The 17,306-nt window shown below is 67.3% G+C and carries 19 protein-coding genes; 11 read left to right on the forward strand and 8 right to left on the reverse strand.

Features of this window, described 5'->3' with window-relative positions:
• Positions 1 to 105 precede the first annotated feature (105 nt).
• The 3 genes from AC07O0_RS11765 (at position 106) to AC07O0_RS11775 (ending at position 2,950) form a co-directional block, all read left to right on the forward strand.
• Positions 106 to 624: a MarR family winged helix-turn-helix transcriptional regulator gene (locus tag AC07O0_RS11765; RefSeq protein WP_454024634.1), complete on the forward strand. Its 519-nt coding sequence runs from the start codon at positions 106 to 108 to the stop codon at positions 622 to 624.
• A 146-nt stretch (positions 625 to 770) separates the two neighbouring features.
• Positions 771 to 1,496 carry a response regulator gene (locus AC07O0_RS11770; RefSeq protein WP_454024635.1) on the forward strand — a complete coding sequence of 242 codons (726 nt, stop codon included), beginning with the start codon at positions 771 to 773 and terminating at the stop codon, positions 1,494 to 1,496.
• A 5-nt stretch (positions 1,497 to 1,501) separates the two neighbouring features.
• Positions 1,502 to 2,950, forward strand: a complete 1,449-nt coding sequence (locus AC07O0_RS11775) for an ATP-binding protein (protein WP_494623149.1) — start codon at positions 1,502 to 1,504, stop codon at positions 2,948 to 2,950.
• Between the two features lie 87 nt (positions 2,951 to 3,037).
• Here AC07O0_RS11775 and AC07O0_RS11780 read toward each other — a convergent pair whose 3' ends face one another.
• Complete coding sequence (locus tag AC07O0_RS11780; protein WP_494623151.1) at positions 3,038 to 3,262, reverse strand: DUF1127 domain-containing protein; 225 nt, start codon at positions 3,260 to 3,262, stop codon at positions 3,038 to 3,040.
• Positions 3,263 to 3,367: 105 nt separating this feature from the next.
• Here AC07O0_RS11780 and AC07O0_RS11785 point away from each other — a divergent pair, with 105 nt between their 5' ends.
• Positions 3,368 to 4,291, forward strand: a complete 924-nt coding sequence (locus AC07O0_RS11785) for a transcriptional regulator GcvA (RefSeq protein ID WP_494623153.1) — start codon at positions 3,368 to 3,370, stop codon at positions 4,289 to 4,291.
• 9 nt (positions 4,292 to 4,300) lie between these two features.
• Here AC07O0_RS11785 and AC07O0_RS11790 read toward each other — a convergent pair whose 3' ends face one another.
• Positions 4,301 to 5,203, reverse strand: coding sequence for a LysR family transcriptional regulator (locus tag AC07O0_RS11790; RefSeq protein ID WP_494623155.1), 903 nt, complete (start codon positions 5,201 to 5,203; stop codon positions 4,301 to 4,303).
• A 98-nt stretch (positions 5,204 to 5,301) separates the two neighbouring features.
• Between AC07O0_RS11790 and AC07O0_RS11795 the strand changes: the two genes are divergently transcribed.
• Positions 5,302 to 5,928: a glutathione S-transferase gene (locus AC07O0_RS11795; protein WP_494623157.1), complete on the forward strand. Its 627-nt coding sequence runs from the start codon at positions 5,302 to 5,304 to the stop codon at positions 5,926 to 5,928.
• Positions 5,929 to 5,933: 5 nt separating this feature from the next.
• Positions 5,934 to 6,845, forward strand: coding sequence for a pyridoxamine 5'-phosphate oxidase family protein (locus AC07O0_RS11800; RefSeq protein ID WP_494623159.1), 912 nt, complete (start codon positions 5,934 to 5,936; stop codon positions 6,843 to 6,845).
• A 9-nt stretch (positions 6,846 to 6,854) separates the two neighbouring features.
• Here the strand turns inward: AC07O0_RS11800 and AC07O0_RS11805 are convergent, their stop codons facing one another.
• The 6 genes from AC07O0_RS11805 to AC07O0_RS11830 form a co-directional block, all read right to left on the reverse strand.
• Positions 6,855 to 7,214, reverse strand: a complete 360-nt coding sequence (locus tag AC07O0_RS11805) for a tRNA-binding protein (protein WP_494623161.1) — start codon at positions 7,212 to 7,214, stop codon at positions 6,855 to 6,857.
• Positions 7,211 to 9,187 (reverse strand): methyl-accepting chemotaxis protein, encoded by a 1,977-nt coding sequence (locus AC07O0_RS11810; protein ID WP_494623163.1) that lies wholly within the window; start codon positions 9,185 to 9,187, stop codon positions 7,211 to 7,213. The genes AC07O0_RS11805 and AC07O0_RS11810 overlap by 4 nt, the downstream gene beginning before the upstream one ends.
• A 115-nt stretch (positions 9,188 to 9,302) precedes the next feature.
• Complete coding sequence (locus AC07O0_RS11815) at positions 9,303 to 10,031, reverse strand: TetR/AcrR family transcriptional regulator (protein WP_494623165.1); 729 nt, start codon at positions 10,029 to 10,031, stop codon at positions 9,303 to 9,305.
• 69 nt (positions 10,032 to 10,100) lie between these two features.
• On the reverse strand, positions 10,101 to 10,916 hold the full coding sequence (gene proC / locus AC07O0_RS11820; protein WP_494623167.1) for a pyrroline-5-carboxylate reductase: 816 nt from the start codon (positions 10,914 to 10,916) through the stop codon (positions 10,101 to 10,103).
• Positions 10,917 to 10,999: 83 nt separating this feature from the next.
• Positions 11,000 to 11,506 carry a type III secretion system chaperone family protein gene (locus AC07O0_RS11825; protein ID WP_494623169.1) on the reverse strand — a complete coding sequence of 169 codons (507 nt, stop codon included), beginning with the start codon at positions 11,504 to 11,506 and terminating at the stop codon, positions 11,000 to 11,002.
• Between the two features lie 344 nt (positions 11,507 to 11,850).
• Entirely contained in the window at positions 11,851 to 12,105 is a 255-nt protein-coding gene (locus AC07O0_RS11830; RefSeq protein WP_057190753.1) for an accessory factor UbiK family protein, read from the reverse strand.
• A gap of 197 nt (positions 12,106 to 12,302) precedes the next feature.
• Here AC07O0_RS11830 and AC07O0_RS11835 point away from each other — a divergent pair, with 197 nt between their 5' ends.
• From AC07O0_RS11835 to AC07O0_RS11855, 5 genes are all read left to right on the forward strand, one after another.
• Positions 12,303 to 12,845 (forward strand): hypothetical protein, encoded by a 543-nt coding sequence (locus AC07O0_RS11835; protein WP_494623172.1) that lies wholly within the window; start codon positions 12,303 to 12,305, stop codon positions 12,843 to 12,845.
• A gap of 206 nt (positions 12,846 to 13,051) precedes the next feature.
• Positions 13,052 to 13,996 (forward strand): ribose-phosphate pyrophosphokinase, encoded by a 945-nt coding sequence (locus tag AC07O0_RS11840; RefSeq protein WP_454024650.1) that lies wholly within the window; start codon positions 13,052 to 13,054, stop codon positions 13,994 to 13,996.
• Between the two features lie 14 nt (positions 13,997 to 14,010).
• Positions 14,011 to 14,754 carry a 7-cyano-7-deazaguanine synthase QueC gene (gene queC / locus AC07O0_RS11845; protein ID WP_494623174.1) on the forward strand — a complete coding sequence of 248 codons (744 nt, stop codon included), beginning with the start codon at positions 14,011 to 14,013 and terminating at the stop codon, positions 14,752 to 14,754.
• On the forward strand, positions 14,744 to 15,307 hold the full coding sequence (locus AC07O0_RS11850) for a VUT family protein (RefSeq protein WP_494623176.1): 564 nt from the start codon (positions 14,744 to 14,746) through the stop codon (positions 15,305 to 15,307). Before queC ends, AC07O0_RS11850 begins: the two co-directional genes overlap by 11 nt.
• A 93-nt stretch (positions 15,308 to 15,400) precedes the next feature.
• Positions 15,401 to 17,257, forward strand: a complete 1,857-nt coding sequence (locus AC07O0_RS11855; RefSeq protein ID WP_494623178.1) for a putative bifunctional diguanylate cyclase/phosphodiesterase — start codon at positions 15,401 to 15,403, stop codon at positions 17,255 to 17,257.
• Positions 17,258 to 17,306: the final 49 nt, after the last annotated feature.

Consider the following 17,306-nt stretch of genomic DNA (forward strand, 5'->3'; position numbering starts at 1 on the left):
GTATCTATGCTGCGCCGGAACCGGCACTTGCGACATAATCGGTCGCCCCGCGTGCTTGACCGGTAATCTTACGTCTGAGATATGTCAACAAGGCTGACATAAAAAATGAGCGTGACGGTGAGCACACCTGTATTGCATCCAGCGCCTGCCACCGTGGAGGAGCCTCGCGCCACGGTGCCCTACGAGCTGATCGAGCTCTTCTTCTTCGCCTATCGCGACTTCGTCGGCGATCCCGACCGCATCCTCGCCGATTACGGCTTCGGCCGCGCCCATCACCGCGTGCTGCATTTCGTCCAGCGCCAGCCGGGGCTGACCATCGCCGAATTGCTCGACATCCTGCAGATCACCAAGCAGAGCCTCAATCGCGTGCTGAAGGAGCTGGTCGAGACCGGCTTCGTCGAGTCGCGCACGGGCACGCAGGACAAGCGCCAGCGCAATCTCTACGCCACGACCGCCGGCCGCGAGCTTGCCGTCAGGCTGGCGCAATTGCAGGCCAAGCGCATCAACGGCGCGCTCGCCTTGGTCGGGCCCGAGGCGGGCGAAATCGTCGCGCGCTACCTCGCAGGCCTGATCGACCCGTCCGAGCGCAAGAAGGTGCAGGACCTGCTCGCCGGATCGCGCTGAGGCATAGCGCCGCCGAAGGCGTTGCAGAACGTTAGACAATGTTATCTCAGACTTGGCCGAGCCCGGGCCAGCTCCTGAATTGGCTGTGCTATCCTGCGCGAGGAAGCGGTGCGTTCAGCCGCGCCCGCGGCGAAAAAGGAGCCGAGATGGCGGCCAGCGTGCTCAAGCCAGTGCCCGACGAGGCCCCGCATATCCTGGTGGTCGATGACGATCGCCGCCTGCGCGACCTCCTGGCGCGCTTCCTCGGCGACCATGGCTACCGCGTCACCACCGCTGCCAATGCCGCCGATGCCGATGCCCGCCTCGGCCGCCTCGTCTTCGACGCCATGGTGCTCGACGTGATGATGCCGGGCGAGAACGGCTTCGACTTCGCCCGCCGCCTGCGCCAGAATTCGCAGGTGCCGATCCTGATGCTGACTGCCCGCGCCGAGTCGAACGACCGCATCAACGGCCTGGAGATCGGCGTCGACGACTATCTCGCCAAGCCGTTCGAGCCGCGCGAACTGCTCCTGCGCCTCGGCAATGTCCTGAAGCGCAATGCCCAGCCGGAGGCGCCCGCGGCACCGATGCGGCCGGACTATGTCCGCTTCGGCCCCTTCGTCTACGGCCTCGCCCGCGGCGAATTGCGCCAGGGCGAGGAATCGATCCGCCTGACCGAGCGCGAGCGCGAGATCCTGACCGCTTTGGCCGAGCGCGCCGGCGAGCATGTCCCGCGCGAGCAGCTCGCCGCCCAGGGCTCGGCCGCCAACGATCGCACCATCGACGTGCAGATCAACCGTTTGCGCCGCAAGATCGAGCGCGATCCGGCCGACCCGCTCTATCTCCAGACCGTCCGCGGCATCGGCTACCGCCTTGTCGTCGACAGGGCCTGACTGACATGGCTGACGCTTCGCTCAGGCGTCGTCTGGTCCCGCTCGCCGCGAGGACGCTGGCGAGGCTGCGTATCGCCTGGAACCGAAGCGCCGCAGCCCTCTCGGCCGTATGCAGCCCGCTGCGACGCCTGCCGGACCGGTCGCTGCGCCCGATCGCGCGGATCATGCCCAAGGGTCTCTATCCGCGCGCCCTCGTCATCGTCATCGCGCCGGTCGTGCTGCTGCAGTCGGTCATCGCCTATGTCTTCATGGAGCGGCACTGGCAGACGGTGACGCAGCGCCTCTCCTCGGCGGTCTCCTCCGAGATCGCGACGCTGATCGACGTCTATGAGAGCTATCCGCAGGACGACCCGGCGACCATCCTCGGCCGCATCGCCGAGGAACGGCTCGGGATGGATGTCGAGATCCTGCCCGATACCGACCTGCCCGCGCCCGGGCCCCGCCCCTTCTTCTCGCTGCTCGACAGCGCGCTCTCGGCCGAGCTCGCCCAGCAGGTCAAGCGCCCCTTCTGGCTCGACACGGTCGGCCGCTCCAGCCTGATCGAGATCCGCATCAAGCTCGGCAAGGACGTGATGCGGGTGCTGACCCGGCGCAGCCAGGCCTATGCCTCCAACAGCCACATCTTCCTGCTCTGGATGATCGGCACCTCGCTGATCCTGCTGACCATCGCGGTGCTGTTCCTGCGCAACCAGATCCGGCCGATCCTCAAGCTCGCCGACGCCGCCGAGGCCTTCGGCAAGGGCCGCGACGCCGATTTCCGGCCGCGCGGCGCAAGCGAGGTCCGGCGTGCCGGCAACGCCTTCATCGAGATGAAGCGCCGTGTCGAACGCTCGATCGGCGAGCGCACCATGATGCTGAACGGCGTCAGCCACGACCTGCGCACCATCCTGACCCGGTTCAAGCTCTCCCTTGCCCTTCTTGAAAGATCCCCCGATCTCGAGGCGCTCGAGAAGGACGTCGACGAGATGAGCCGGATGCTCGAGGACTATCTCGCCTTCGCCCGCGGCGATGCCGGCGAGGCCCCGGTCGAGACCGATATCCGCGCTCTGCTGGAGACGCTCAAAGCCGATGCAGAGCGGCAGGGCCACCAGACCGAACTCGCGGTCATCGGCGACCCGCTGGTCGTGGTCAGGCCGGACGCGATCCGGCGCCTGCTCACCAATCTGGTCTCGAATGCCGCGCGCTTCGGCGACCGCATCGCCATCCGCGCCACGCATGACGCGCGCTATCTGATCGTGATGGTCGACGATGACGGCCCGGGCATTCCGCCGGAATTGCGTGAGGACGTGTTCAAGCCGTTCTTCCGGATCGACGAAGCCCGCAATGTCGATGGCGGCGGCACGGGCCTCGGCCTCGCCATCGCCCGCAACATCGCCCGCTCGCATGGCGGCGACATCATCCTCGGCGAGTCGCCGCTGGGCGGCCTGCGGGCGACGGTCAGGCTACCGGTCTGACCGGGCCTGCGCCCTTCAGCACACGCCAATATCCCGGCCGCAGCATCGCGACCGGGACGGCATGACGGAAATCGAAAGCCGAGAGATTTAGTGCCGCCACAGGGCCTTGCGGGCGGTGTCGTTCACGCGCTCGACGTCGCTGCGCGACAGGGCGATGTCGGAGAGCGCCTGGTCGTCCATCTGATAGAGCGCCCGGGCGCTGGCCCGCTGCACGAGCCAGTCCTCGAAGCGAAGAAACAGGCCAGCAAATCCATGCGGCTCATGCTGCGTCACGGAGAGCGAAAGATTTTCTGTGGCGGTTCTGGCCGACATGGCGGCCTCCTTTTGTCAGCTTTTCTGCATGTGAATTTGGGGATTGCGGGCTCCTGAAGCAAATGAGAACTTCTTTGCCTCAGCCCAAGCAAAACTTGGCCACCCATGACCCGCCGCCATCTGCCGCCCCTGACCTCGCTGCGCGCCTTCGAGGCCGCCTCACGGCATCTCAACTACGAGCGGGCGGGCGACGAACTCGCCGTCACCGCCAGCGCCGTCGGTCAGCAGATCAAGACGCTGGAAGCCTGGCTCCAGCGCCCGCTCTTCGTTCGCCTGCCAAGCAAGGGCGTTGCCTTGACGCCCCTCGGCCAGCGCTATGCCGCGTCGATCTCGCAAGTGCTTGACCAGCTCGACGAGGCCACCGCGCGCGCGCTTCGGCCGGACGCGGCCAATATCCTGACGGTCAGCACCATGCCGAGCTTCGCGCTGAGCTGGCTGATCCCCCGGCTCGGCGCGCTCAAGCAGCGTCACCCCGAGCTCGAGGTACGCATCTCGGTGTCGCTGCACCTCACCGATTTCGCACGCGAGGATGTCGATATCGCAGTCCGCTATGGCGAGGGCGCCTATACAGGGCTGCATTCCGAGCTGCTGATGACGGAGACCTTCTTTCCGGTCTGCAATGCCGCGCTCCTGAATGACCCAGAGCGGCCGCTGCGCGAACCTGCCGACCTGCGCCACCACACGCTGCTGCACGAGCTTGCCGAGGGCATCCCGAAATACGTGACCTGGCGGCAATGGCTCGCTTATGCCGGCGTCGACGACATCGACGCGTCGCATGGCCCACGCTTCTCGCATACCTTCCTCGCCCTGCAGGCCGCGGCCTCGGGCCAGGGCATCGCGCTCGCGACCAGCGCCCTGATCGGCGACTATCTCGACGCCGGCCGCCTGGTGCGACCCTTCCCGCAGCAATTGCCCGGCGCCTACCAATACTATGTCGTCTGCCCCGAAGCCGTGGCGCAGCGGCCAGCGATCGCGGCCTTCCGCAGCTGGATCCATGAAGAGGCGGCCAGGCATGCGGAGCTGCGCTGACCTCAGAGTTCAGCGCTCCGGCCTGATCACCGGCAGCTGCTGCAACTGGGCAGCGGCATAATCGAGGAAGGTGCGCACCTTCGGCTGCAGGTGCTGCCCGCTCGGCACCACGAGCTGCACCGGCGATGCCGGCGGCTCCCATTCGCGCATCACCCGCACCAACGTGCCCGCCTCGAGATCAGGCGCGGCCTGATAGGACAGCGCGCGGGCGAGACCGCGGCCGGAGCGCGTCGCGATCAGCACCGATTCGATCTCGTTGACGATCAGGCGCGGCGTCACCTGCACGGTCGCGCTGCGCGCGCCTCCGGCGAAGCGCCAGAGCATGGTCTGGCCGGCGGCGATGCTGACGATCGTGTCGTGGCCGGCGATGTCGGCCGGCCGGATCGGCGTCCCGCGCCGCTCCAGATAAGCCGGCGCCGCGACCAGCACCCGCCTGACCTCGCCGACCTTGCGGGCGACCAGCCGCGAGCTCGGCAGTGGGCCGATGCGGACAGCGAGATGCAGGCCGTCCTCGATCAGGTCGAGATTGCGGTCGGCCAGCACCAGCTCGATCTGGATCTCCGGATGCAGGTCGAGGAATTCGGCGACGACCGGCGTGACATGGCGCCGGCCGAAGGCGGTCGGCGCCGTGATCCTGATCAGGCCGCGCATCGGCGCCGCGGTCACGCCGGAGAGCGAGGCATCGTATTCGGCGAGGATGTTGCGGGCCGAAGAAGCGAGCTCTCGCCCCGCCTCGGTCGCCATGAGCTGGCGCGTCGTGCGCGCGATCAGCCTGACGCCGGCGCGCTCCTCCAGCGCCGCCAGCGCCCGCGTCACTGCCGGACGCGAACGCCTGAGTTGGCGCGCCGCGCCGGCGAGGCTGCCGGTGTCGATGATTGCGACGAAGATCGAGAGCTCGTCGAGCCGGTCCATAATCATTCCATCAGTCGGAATTCTGATTTGCCAGCCTACCAGCTTTCGCCGCTTCGCTGAAACAATCAGATTCGGCCCGATATCACCGCGAGGCCTCGATGACCCAAGCCAAGATCACGCTCCACGGCACGCCCCTGTCGGGCCATACCCACCGCGTCGAACTGCTGCTGCGCGCGCTCGGGCTCGCTTTCGACTTCGTGCCCGCCCCGGCGGAGGTGCGCCGCAGCGAGGCGTTCCGGACCAGGCTCAACCCCCTCGGCCAGATTCCGGTACTCCAGGACGGCGATCTCATCCTGGCCGACAGCAACGCCATCCTGGTCTATCTGGTGAAGCGCTATGCGCCGCAGAGCGACTGGCTTCCGCAGGAGCCGGTCGCGGCGGCGCAGGTTCAGCGCTGGCTCTCCATCGCCGCCGGCGAGGTCATGCACGGCCCGGCGATCGCCCGGATGATCGCGCAGTTCAACTACGAAGACGATCCGGTGAGGGCCGAGCGGGTCGCGGCTCGGCTGCTTCCCTTCATGGAAGAGCATCTCACCGGCCGCAGCTTCCTCGCCGCCGAGCACCCGACGCTCGCCGACCTCGCCTGCTATTCCTATGTGGCGCATGCGCCGGAAGGCGGCATTCCGCTCGATCCCTACCCGGCCGTGCGGGCGTGGCTGGCGCGCATCGAGGCCCTGCCCTTCTTCAAGCCGATCCCGCCCTCACCCATCCCTGTGAAAGGCTAGCGGCCATGGACGCCTCGCCCTTCCACGCCGGGGAGCTGGAGGCACAGGCGCGCGCGGGCGAGAGTGCGCGCGGCGCCGGCATCCGCGACTTCATGCCGGACCAGCATCGCGATTTCTTCGCGCTGCTGCCTTATCTGTTCGCGGCTGGCCGTGATGCCGAGGGTAGGCCGATCGCGACGGTCTTCACCGGCCCGGAAGGCTTCGTCACCAGCCCGACACCGAATGCGCTCACCATCGCCGCCCTGCCCGCTCCCGGCGATCCGGCCGATGCCACCTTCAGCGCTGGTGCTCCTGTCGGCCTGCTTGGGCTCGATCTGCGCACCCGCCGACGCAACCGCGCCAATGGTGTGGTCAGCAAGCGCGACGGCAGCGGACTTGAGGTCGCGGTGAACCAGAGCTTCGGCAATTGCGCCAAGTACATCCAGGTCCGGCAGCATGAGGTCGTACCTGTCGCCGCAGCTGTCACCGAAGAACTCGGCGGCCTCGATGCGGCAGCGAGCGCCCTGATCGCCCAGTCGGACACGCTCTTCATCGCCAGCAGCTCGGAAACCGGGCTCGACATCTCGCATCGCGGCGGCAGGCCGGGCTTCGTCCGGATCGCGGGCGGGCGGCTGAGCGTGCCGGACTTCGTCGGCAACAGCTATTTCAACACCTTCGGCAACCTGCTGCGCGAGCCGGAAACATCCCTGCTTTTCATCGACTTCGCCAAGGGCGACGTGCTGCAGCTGCAGGGCATGGCGGAGATCGCCTGGAACGGGCCGGGACTGGCCGAGTTCGAGGGCGCCCGGCGCCTCTTGCACGTCGAGGTGACGCGCGCCTGGCGGCGCAAAGCGGCACTGCCCTTGCGCTGGAGTGAGCCGGAGCCGGCGCCGACCACGCTGTCGACCGGAACCTGGCAGCACCACGAGGCCGCCTGAGCGGCGGCTCTAGTACAGCCGCCCGCCCTTAGGCACTTCGAGCGAGGGGCCGATCAGCACGACCTCGCCGTCAGCGTCCGGCACGCCCAAGGTCAGCACCTCCGACATGAACTTGCCGATCTGGCGCGGCGGAAAATTCACCACCGCCAGCACCTGCCGGCCCGGGAGATCCTCGGGGCGATAGTGCTTCGTGATCTGCGCCGAGGATTTCTTGCGGCCGATCGTGCCACCGAAATCGATCACCAGCTTGATTGCCGGCTTGCGCGCTTCGGGAAAGGGAGCCGCTTCGACGATGGTGCCGACGCGAATATCGACCTTGAGGAAATCATCGAAGCCGATCTCTGCGGCGATCTCGGTAGCCTTGTTCAAAATTCCTCCCAGCCGCGATCGCCGCCATTGGCGTGCTTGCGCGCGGCATTGCCATGGGCCTGGACGGGCGCGGCCACCATGGCACGCGCCGGGCGCGGCGGGGCAGCCGCAACCTGCGCCATCTTGCCTGCCATCGTCTTCAAGGCAACCACGTCGCCGCCGAGCCGGAAGCGCCCGACCAGCGCCGCCAGCCTGTCGGCTTCCTGCGCCAATGCCTGCGAGGCTGCGGTCGATTGCTCGGCCATGGCGGCGTTCTGCTGCGTCGCCTGGTCCATCTCGTTGACCGCGGTGTTGACCTCCTGCAGCCCGGTCGCCTGCTCCTGGGCGGCCGAGGCGATCTCGGCCACCAGCGTGGTGACGCGGGTGATCTCGCCCGACATGCGGGTCAGCGCACTGCCGGTCTGGCCGACCAGGGCGACACCCTTCTCGACCTCGACGGACGAGGCCGTGATCAGGCCCTTGATCTCCTTGGCCGCTTCGGCCGAGCGCTGCGCCAGCGCGCGCACCTCGGAGGCAACCACCGCGAAGCCCTTGCCGGCATCGCCGGCGCGGGCCGCCTCGACCGAGGCGTTGAGCGCGAGCAGGTTGGTCTGGAAGGCGATCTCGTCGATGACGCCGACGATCTGCGAGATCTCCTCGGCCGACTTCTCGATGCCGCCCATCGCCGCGACCGCATCGCGCACGATCTCCCCGGACTGCTCGGCCTCGCCCTTGACCTGGGTCGTCGCATGGCTGGCCTGGCGCGCGCCCTCGGCGGTCTGGCGCACGGTCGCGGTCAATTGGTCGAGCGCCGTCGCGGTCTCCTCGACCGAGGAGGCCTGCTGCTCGGTGCGGCTGGCAAGGTCGTCGGCCGCCTGGCTGATCTCGCCGGCACCCGCCTTCATGCTCTCGGTGTTGGTCGCGATCTGACGCATCGTCTCTTCGAGATGCGCCATCGCCGCGTTGAAGTCGTTCTTGAGCTTGACGTATTCGGCGCTGAACGCCGCCTCGATCCGATAGGTCAGGTCGCCCTCGGTCAGGCGCTCCAGGCCGGCGCCGAGCGCGTCGACGACGATCGCCTGCTTCTTCGCCTCCTCGCCGCGCTGCGCCTCGTTGAGGCTGCGCTGCGTGTCGGCGGCGCGACGCTGCTCGCCGGCGTCGGCCTCGGCCTGGACCTTCTCGGCCTCGACCTGCTGCTTCATCAGCGCGGCATCGCGGAAGACGACCAGCGCCCGCGCCATGCTGCCGACCTCGTCCTGACGCTCCTGATAGGCGATCGGCGCCTTGAGGTCGCCGGCCGCCAGCGCGCTCATATTGCCGGCGACATTGTGCAGCATCGCCGAGGCACGGCGGCTCAGGAAAACGACGAGGCCGAGCAGCAACAGCGCCAGCGGCACCAGCACGGCCGCGACGTCCCTGATCATACCGTAGAAGGACTGGTCCACGGCATGGACGTGCATGCCGGTGCCGATCGACCATTGCCACTTCGGCACGCCGACCACGTAGGACACCTTCAGCGACGGATCCTTGTCGCCAGGCTTCACCCAGAGATAGTCGACGAAGCCGGAGCCCTTGGTCCGGGCCGTGTCGGTCAGTTCCTTGACGAAGGACTTGCCAGTCGAGTCCTTCAGCCCCGACATGTCGGTACCGATCAGCTTCGCGTTCGCATGGGCGACATTGAAGCCGTCATAGCGGATGATGAAGAAGTAGTTGCCCTCGTCGAAACGGGCGTTGGTCACAGCGTCGATCGCGAGCTTCTGGGCGTCGGCGTCCTTGAGCTCGCCTTTCTCCACTTTCGCCACATAGGCGTTCACCGTGGAGGCGGCGGCCTCGACCGCGTTCTTCACTTCGGCTCGCTTCAGGTCGAGCATGTCGATCCGGGCCTGACGCAAAGTGATGGCAACGCTCGCGACAGCGACAACGGCGGCCAGAATCGCGATCAGCCCGAATGAGCGGCCGATCGACAGCGCAGTAAGCTTCTTCAACACCGACATGGATCGCCCCTCGCGAACGTGATTCTTCACATTCGCGCGGAACGGCTAATGCCCACTTAACGCTGTCACTTTTTTGCCACAATCGGCAGTTGCTGACCGCAACCAGGGATTGCGATCAGATCGCCGGCGCGTAGTCGTCGCCTTCCTCGCCGCGCATGCGCTCACGCCGCGGCGTGCGCTTGACGCCGGAGCAGAGCGAGCGGGCGAGACCACGCAGCGGCGCCGTCAGCCGGTGGACATCCTCGACTCGGGCCATGATCTGCCCGGCGGTCTTCAGCTCGCGGTCGAGCTTCGCCATGGTGCGCGACAGCTCCGGTTGGTCATCCTCGAGCCAGGTGTCGAGCACGCGCGCCATCAGCAGCGTCGCACCGCGGACACGCACGGAGCCGAGATCGTCTTCGGTCGGGATCCCCGCAGAGGCGAGCAGGAAGCGCCAGGAGTTCATGGAATTGCGCCCGAGCGCGGCGAGTGCCAGCGGCTGGCGCCGCAGATGCGGCATCAGCGCCTTCAGCCCGGCCTTGTAGGGTGCCAGCGCATCGAGCCTGCGCATCACCAGATCGAAGACGCGCTCCTTGTAGGACTCTTCCAGCAGATCATCCGAGCTGCCGGCAAGCACGGCATCGTCGAGGATGCGGCCGAGGCCGCCGAGGATCGCGAGCTTGGAGGGAAAGAGCCCACGGAGTTCGGCCAGACTGACCCCGGCTTCGCGGGCGATCGCCGGCAGTTCGATCTCGTCCCAGCTCTGCGTCGCCGCCAGCCGGAACAGGGCGTCGACCACGGCACGCCGCGGATCGGGCTTGACTGCCGGTTTCTCAGCCTCGGGGGAAACGGGTTTGCGCGCCATCGGCTTCTCTCCTGTCGCGAGCTGATGGGAGAGAAGCTAAGGCGTGACCGGGGCGCTTGAAAGGCCGTCTCAGCCGGAAAGCTCCTCAGCGCGGCGTTTGGCAGCAGCGACCGCGCGTCGCATCAGCGGCGCCAGGCCATTGTCGGCCATCAGCACTTCGAGGGCAGCGGCGGTCGTGCCGCCCGGCGAGGTCACGTTCTGGCGCAATGTCGCCGGTGGCAGCGGTGACTGGAACAGCATCTCGCCGGCGCCCTCCACGGTTGCCCGTGCCAGCCGCTCGGCCAGATCAGATGGGAGCCCCGCTGCGGTCCCGGCGGCAGCCAGACATTCGACCATATGGAAGACATAGGCCGGACCGGAGCCGGAGACGGCGGTGACTGCGTCGATCAGCCCTTCGTCGGAGAGCCATTCGACCTTGCCGACACCGGCGAGCAGTGCATCCGCCAATTGCCGCTGCGCCTCGCTGACCCCTTGCCCCGCCGCAGCAGCGGTTACGCCGCGCCGGACCGAAGCCGGCAGGTTCGGCATGGCGCGCACGATCGCGCCGGCATTGGGCAGGCGGGCCGAGAGATCGCCGAGCGTCTTGCCGGCGAGGACCGAGATCAGCAGCGTCTTCGGCCCGATCAGCGCTTGGACCGACGGCGCGGCCGTGTCGAGCATCTGCGGCTTGGTCGCCAGCACCACCACCTCGGCAGGCGTGGGTGCGGCCGGGTTGACGCTCATCCCCTCGGCAGCCGCGAGCGACTGCATCGCGTCGGAAATATGCGGGTCGAGCAGCGTGATCCCCGCGCCCTTCACGCCGATGCGCAGCCAGCCCTCGAGCATGGCGCCGCCCATCTTGCCGGCGCCGACAAGCGTCAGGGTTTGCGGAAGCAGGCTCGACATGGCGTCTCTCCGGTCTATGCGCGGTTGCGCACGGACCTGAACCGCCAAGCGCGGCCCGGGTCAAGCCCGGACCAGGCTTGTCGTCACGCTTCGCCGACCGTCTCCAGCAGCGCGCCTTCGAGCGCCTCGCGGGCGTTCTTTCCGGCCCAGACCACAAACTGGAAGGCCTGATAATAGCGCTCGCAGGAGTCGATCGCCGCCTTGATCAGCCCGGCGGCCTGCTCCTCGGTCGGCTCGGCTCCGCCGGAGAGCAAGAGCGCATGGCGATACATCACCACGTTTTCGCGGCTCCACAGGTCGAAATGCCCGAGCCAGAGCTGCTCGTTGACCAGGCTGACGAGGTTCATCACCTCATTGCGGCGCCGGTCCGGCACCTTGAGGTCGAAGGCGCAGGCGATGTGGAGCGATTCCACCTCGGAGAGCCAGGTGATCGCGACGTGATAATCGGCCCAGCCGCCAGTGACGGAGACCGAAAGCTCGTCATCGCTGTCGCGATCGAAGCTCCAGTCGTTCAGTGCGGCGAGGCGTTCTACGAGATCGAGGGGATTGGAGGGGCGTTCGGTATCGGCGTCCAGATCAAGGTCCATCATGCCCAAGGTCCAACAGCCGGCTTCCTTGCTCAAAGAGCAGGTCCGACCTGTTCGAGAACGGGAACACGGCGACTGGAAAAGCGTAAGGCACGCAACCCGACCAGGAGATCATTTGGACGATCTCCGCTTCACCGGCCGGCTCCGAGCGGAGCCCACCGACGAATCACCTCTCTTCATCGACGATAGCTCAGGCGAGTCCGGAGCCCTAACAGAACCTGCGCGGTTCTGATCGAGCCCTTCGGCACCCGGTACGCGATGCAAGCTCTGCGGATTCGACGTTCGCCTCAATCCCTCAGCGGGACTGTCCACAGCGGGAACGCGTCGGTTCCTGCTCGGCCTCGGACTTACTTCGACTCGGACTTGGCCTCGAGCGCCGCCAGCCGGGCCGCGAGCTTGTCGTTCTCCTCGCGCGCCAGCAGGGCCATCTCGCGCACGGCCTCGAATTCCTCGCGGGTCACCACGTCGAGATCGCGCAGCAGCCGCTCGATCTGGGTCTTGACCACGGTCTCGACCTCGCGGCGCACGCCCTGGGCCGCGCCCGCGGCATCGGTCGCCAGCCGGGCGATATCGTCGAGGATACGGTTGGACGTGCTGACCATCGGAGATCTCCGGGCGGGCGCCCCATGCGCCTTGCCGGGAGATATGGCGAAGGAGCGTCCTCAGCGCAATCGCCGCGGCGCAGCCGCCTCGTTTCGCCTCTCCCGTGCCCTATCTGGACCTTCATGATGGTTGCGCCTAAAACGGTCGCCGCAGGGAAGACCAGCAATCCGAGCCCAAACAATGGGCGGGAGGCGTCATGTCGGTACGTTTTAACGGCCTCGTTCTGGGGCCGCTCGCTGCGCTTGCGCTCGCAGGCTGCCAGGAAACCACCACCACCGCCGCGCGGCCGCGCGTCGATGCGCCGGGCGTTCCGGTCTCGGTCCAGAGCATTTCCGGCGCGCCGGACCAGGTGACGGCGCATTTCGCCGGCCTGCTCGGCGAGGCCGCCGCCGAACGCAAGATGGAAATCGTCCCCGGCGACAAGCCGGCCCGATTCCGGGTGCGCGGCTATCTCACCGCGCAGCCGACCGAAGACGGCCAGACCGCCCTCGCCTTCGTCTGGGACGTCTATGACGAGAGCAAGAAGCGCGCCCAGCGCGTCCAGGGTGAGAGCCTTGGCAAGCGCGGCGGCGGCTCCGACCCCTGGGCCGGCATCGACCAGACCATCGTCGCCAAGGCCGCATCCGAATCGGCCGATGCGATCGCGAGCTTCCTGACCACGGCGCCGGTGCCGGAACCCAAGGCCGACGCCAAGGACAAGACCCGCACCGCCCAGGCGGTGTCCGACAAGAAGCGCTGAGATCGCCTCGCCCGCGCGGTTCTAGCTAGAGCGTCCTTCGGTTTCCCGGCAAACGTGCAGCACTCCCCGGTGCAGTGCAGCATTTGCATGGGGACGCCGCGCCTCTTTTGTCGACTCGGCGTCATCACGCTGTTATGAGCCCTTCGAAACTGGGCCGCCCCCGCTCGGACGGTTCGCCTTTTTCTGCGTTTCTGGTGCGCCCCGGCATGCCCTCTTCCTTCAAAGTCGTCGCCGGCAATTCGAACCGTCCCCTCGCCGAAGCCATCTGTAGCCATCTCGACGTACCGCTGGCCCGGGCCCAGGTCCGGCGCTTCGCCGACATGGAGATCTTCGTCGAGATCCAGGAGAATGTCCGCGGCCAGGACGTCTTCGTCATCCAGTCGACCTCGTTCCCGACGAACGACCACTTGATGGAGCTCCTGATCATCACCGACGCGCTGCGCCGCTCCTCGGCAAGGCGCATCACGGCAGTGATCCCCTATTTCGGCTATGCCAGGCAGGATCGGCGCGCCTCCGGCCGCACGCCGATCTCGGCCAAGCTCGTCGCCAACCTGATCGCCCATGCCGGCGTCGACCGCGTGCTGACGCTCGACCTGCACGCCGGCCAGATCCAGGGCTTCTTCGACATTCCGACCGACAACCTGTTCGGCGCCCCGCTGATGGCGCGTGACATCAAGGACAGGCTCGACTGGAAGAACGCCATGGTCGTCTCGCCCGACGTCGGCGGCGTGGTGCGCGCCCGCGCTTTGGCCAAGCGGATCGACGCCCAGCTTGCCATCGTCGACAAGCGCCGTGATCGGCCCGGCGAGTCCGAGGTGATGAACATCATCGGCACGGTCGAGGGCCGCTCCTGCATCCTCCTCGACGACATCGTCGATTCCGGCGGCACGCTGGTGAACGCCGCCGAGGCCCTGCTCGAGCAGGGCGCCAAGGAGGTCTACGCCTATATCACCCATGGCGTGCTCTCCGGCGGGGCGGTCGCCCGCATCGCCTCCTCCAAGCTCAAGGAGCTGGTGATCACCGATTCGATCATGCCGACAGAGGCGGTGAAGGTGGCGCGCAACATCCGCGTCATCTCGATCGCCGGGCTGATGGGCGAGGCGATCGAACGCACTGCCAGCGAGTCGAGCGTCTCCAGCCTGTTCGATTGACGGAGAGCAGCGCGATGGCGGCCATGACGGCCGGCGCGGACCGGGCCCTCGTCCTCTTCTCCGGCGGCCAGGATTCCACCGTCGCTTTGGCTTGGGCGCTGGAGCGCTTCGCCGCCGTCGAGACGGTCGGCTTCGACTACGGCCAGCGCCATCGCGTTGAGCTGGAGTGCCGCGAGACAATCCGAGCCAAGCTGCCCGATCTGTCGCCGATCTACGCAAAAGGGCTCGGGCCGGATCACTTTCTCGATCTCAAGACGCTTGGCGCGATCTCGGATACCGCGCTCACCAGCGAGAGCGAGATCGCCTTCGCCGAGACCGGCCTGCCGACGACCTTCGTTCCCGGCCGCAACCTGATCTTCCTGACCTTCGCCGCAGCATTGGCCTATCGCCGCGACTGCAAGCACATCGTGCTCGGCGTCTGCGAGACCGACTATTCCGGCTATCCCGACTGCCGCGACGACACGATCAAGGCGATGCAGGTCGCGCTCGGCCTCGGCCTCGATCGTCGGCTCGTGCTGCACACGCCACTGATGTGGCGCGACAAGGCGCAAACCTTCGCCCTAGCGAAGCAACTGGGCGGCGACGCCCTGCTCGACCTGGTGGTCGAGGAGAGCCATAGCTGCTATCTCGGCGATCGCACGAAGCGGCATCCTTGGGGCTATGGCTGCGGCCATTGCCCGGCCTGCGACTTGCGGGCCAGGGGCTTTGCGGCCTATGAGGCCGGGCCGGACGACAACGGACCAAACCATGACGATTGATCGGCAGCGCCAGATCGAGGGGCTCATCGCCCTCGCCCTCTTCACCTTGACGATCCCGCTCGCCAATTGGCTGATCGGCAATGCCGGCACGGCCTGCGTGCCGAACGGCCCCTGCCTCGTCCCGGTCGCGCCAGGCATCAAGGCGCCGAGCGGCGTGCTGATGGTCGGGCTGGCGCTCGTCCTGCGCGACATCGTCCAGCGCCGGCTTGGCCCGCTCGCGGGCCTCGGCGCGATTGCGATCGGCACGCTGATCTCCGCGATGCTGGCGCCACCGGCCATCGTGCTGGCCTCGACCACGGCCTTCCTGCTCTCCGAGCTGGCAGATTTCGCGGTCTATACCCCGCTGCAGAAGCGCAATTTCGTCGCCGCCGTCGCCGCCTCGAGCGTGCTCGGCCTCGTCGTCGACAGCTTCGTCTTCCTCTGGCTCGCCTTCGGCAGCCTCGACTTCCTGACCGGACAGATCATCGGCAAGGCCTGGATGGTGCTGCTGGCGCTGCCATTGATGCATCTGCTGCGCCGGCGCGACGAACGGCTCGGACTTGCTCCCGCCTGAAGAGGGTTAAAACCAACAATTCGACCTAAGCGGGAAACGGCGGTTTCACGCCCCTGCGGCATATTGGCTGCCTTCGTCCCGCCGAGTGCCCCAATGCGCCGTCACGATTCCGTCGAGCGTCTGCAATCCCTGCAAAACGCAACCCTGGAATCGATCGCGCGGGGCGAGGAACTCGCAGCGATCATGACTGCGCTTTGCGAACGGGTCGAAGCTCTCGCCCCCGGCGTGATCTGTTCGGTCGTCGCCATCGACGACGATTTCCGGTTGCGTCCGATCGCGGCGCCGAGCTTGCCGCCCAGCTATGGCGAGGCCGTCAACGGGACGCCGATCGGCCCGCGCGTCGGCTCCTGCGGCACGGCGATCTATCGCAAAAGCCCGATCGAGGTGACCGACATCGCGACCGATCCGCATTGGGAAGGTTACCGCGAGCTCGTGCTGCCGCTCGGCCTGCGCGCCTGCTGGTCGAGCCCGATCGCGGCGCGCGACGGGCGCGTCGTCGGCAGTTTCGCCTTCTATTACCGCGAACCACGCGGCGCCACGCCGTTTGAGCGCCGGATCGTCGAGACCTGCGTCCATCTGTGCGCCATCGCGATCGAGCATGAGGAGGTGAGCGCCCGCAACCACCGCCTCGCTTATTTCGATACGCTGACCGGTCTGCCGAACCGGGCCCGCTTCAATGAGGCGATCGCCCAGACGACCAGCCGATCCCGGTCCGGTTTCGGACTGATGCTGATCGACATCGATCACCTCAAGGCGGTCAACGACACCATGGGCCACGCCGTCGGCGACTTGCTGATCGAGGCCATCGGCTCGCGGCTGGCCGGGGTGGCGCCGCACGGAACCGCCTTCAGGATCGGCGGCGACGAATTCGCCATCCTGCTGCCCGGTTGCGACAAGGCCGGGCAATTGCGCGGCGCCGCCAGCGCCATCCTCGCCGCGATGCAGGTGCCGATCGACTGCGAGGGCACGACCATCGTCCCCAGCGTCACGATCGGCGGGGCCATCGCCGGCGAAGACGGCGCCGACAGCGTCACCCTGCGCCAGAATGCCGATTTCGCCCTCTATCACGCCAAGGAAACGCGGCGCGGCGGTTACGTCCGCTTCAAAGGCGGCCTGCGGACGTCGATGACCCGCCGCATCCAGACGATCCGCGCCGTCGACGACGCTTTGAGCGCCGGCCATCTGGTGCCCTATTATCAACCGGTCATCCGGCTCGACACCGGCGAGATCCGGGGCATGGAGGCGTTGGCGCGGTTGCGTCTCGACGATGGTCGCGTCGTGGCGGCCGGCGAGTTCCAGGATGCTCTGCACGATCCCAAGCTCGCCTATCGCATCTCGAACCAGATGCTGGCGGCGATCGCTACCGACATGGCGCGGTGGCTGCGCGAAGGCCTGCCGATCCACCATATCGGTCTCAACGTCACCTCCGCCGATTTCCAGAAGGGCGATCTCGTCCAGCGCATCGTCAGGGCCTTCGAGCGTGCGCAGGTGCCGCTCGAGCACCTCGTCGTCGAGATCACCGAGCAGGTGATCATGGGCGGACGTCGCGATGGTGTCGCCCGGACCATGCAAGCCCTGCGCGAGCGCGGCATCCAGGTCGCGCTCGACGATTTCGGCACCGGCTTCGCCTCGCTCACCCATTTGCTCGATTTCCCCGTCGACGCGATCAAGATTGACCGTTCCTTCGTCGGTGGCATCGAGGGCGGAACGCGGAGCGGCGCCATCGTCGAAGCGCTCATCGGCGTCGCCAGTCGGCTCGGCATGCGGATCGTGGCCGAGGGTATCGAGAGCGAAGGCCAGGCGCGGCGCCTGGCCGGGATGGGCTGCCGGCTTGGCCAAGGCTATCTCTATTCCCGGCCGATGCCGGCCGAAGCGGTCCCCGTCTTCGTCGGCAGCTTCAGCCGGCCGGCATCCGGCTCGCGGCCACGCCCTGCCGCCACGGCTGCCTGATATCCAGCCGCGGACTTGAGATTGCCGGCAATTTCGCCTATGAGCCTGC

It is taken from the genome of Allobosea sp. GW821-FHT10B12 (assembly GCF_059415545.1).

Coding starts and splice junctions, on each gene's coding strand:
- AC07O0_RS11765 (WP_454024634.1), top strand. CDS start 106: ATGAGCGTGACGGTGAGCACACCTGTATTGCATCCAGCGCCTGCCACC.
- AC07O0_RS11770 (WP_454024635.1), top strand. CDS start 771: ATGGCGGCCAGCGTGCTCAAGCCAGTGCCCGACGAGGCCCCGCATATC.
- AC07O0_RS11775 (WP_494623149.1), top strand. CDS start 1,502: ATGGCTGACGCTTCGCTCAGGCGTCGTCTGGTCCCGCTCGCCGCGAGG.
- AC07O0_RS11780 (WP_494623151.1), bottom strand. CDS start 3,262: ATGTCGGCCAGAACCGCCACAGAAAATCTTTCGCTCTCCGTGACGCAG.
- AC07O0_RS11785 (WP_494623153.1), top strand. CDS start 3,368: ATGACCCGCCGCCATCTGCCGCCCCTGACCTCGCTGCGCGCCTTCGAG.
- AC07O0_RS11790 (WP_494623155.1), bottom strand. CDS start 5,203: ATGGACCGGCTCGACGAGCTCTCGATCTTCGTCGCAATCATCGACACC.
- AC07O0_RS11795 (WP_494623157.1), top strand. CDS start 5,302: ATGACCCAAGCCAAGATCACGCTCCACGGCACGCCCCTGTCGGGCCAT.
- AC07O0_RS11800 (WP_494623159.1), top strand. CDS start 5,934: ATGGACGCCTCGCCCTTCCACGCCGGGGAGCTGGAGGCACAGGCGCGC.
- AC07O0_RS11810 (WP_494623163.1), bottom strand. CDS start 9,187: ATGTCGGTGTTGAAGAAGCTTACTGCGCTGTCGATCGGCCGCTCATTC.
- AC07O0_RS11815 (WP_494623165.1), bottom strand. CDS start 10,031: ATGGCGCGCAAACCCGTTTCCCCCGAGGCTGAGAAACCGGCAGTCAAG.
- proC (WP_494623167.1), bottom strand. CDS start 10,916: ATGTCGAGCCTGCTTCCGCAAACCCTGACGCTTGTCGGCGCCGGCAAG.
- AC07O0_RS11825 (WP_494623169.1), bottom strand. CDS start 11,506: ATGATGGACCTTGATCTGGACGCCGATACCGAACGCCCCTCCAATCCC.
- AC07O0_RS11830 (WP_057190753.1), bottom strand. CDS start 12,105: ATGGTCAGCACGTCCAACCGTATCCTCGACGATATCGCCCGGCTGGCG.
- AC07O0_RS11835 (WP_494623172.1), top strand. CDS start 12,303: ATGTCGGTACGTTTTAACGGCCTCGTTCTGGGGCCGCTCGCTGCGCTT.
- AC07O0_RS11840 (WP_454024650.1), top strand. CDS start 13,052: ATGCCCTCTTCCTTCAAAGTCGTCGCCGGCAATTCGAACCGTCCCCTC.
- queC (WP_494623174.1), top strand. CDS start 14,011: ATGGCGGCCATGACGGCCGGCGCGGACCGGGCCCTCGTCCTCTTCTCC.
- AC07O0_RS11850 (WP_494623176.1), top strand. CDS start 14,744: ATGACGATTGATCGGCAGCGCCAGATCGAGGGGCTCATCGCCCTCGCC.
- AC07O0_RS11855 (WP_494623178.1), top strand. CDS start 15,401: ATGCGCCGTCACGATTCCGTCGAGCGTCTGCAATCCCTGCAAAACGCA.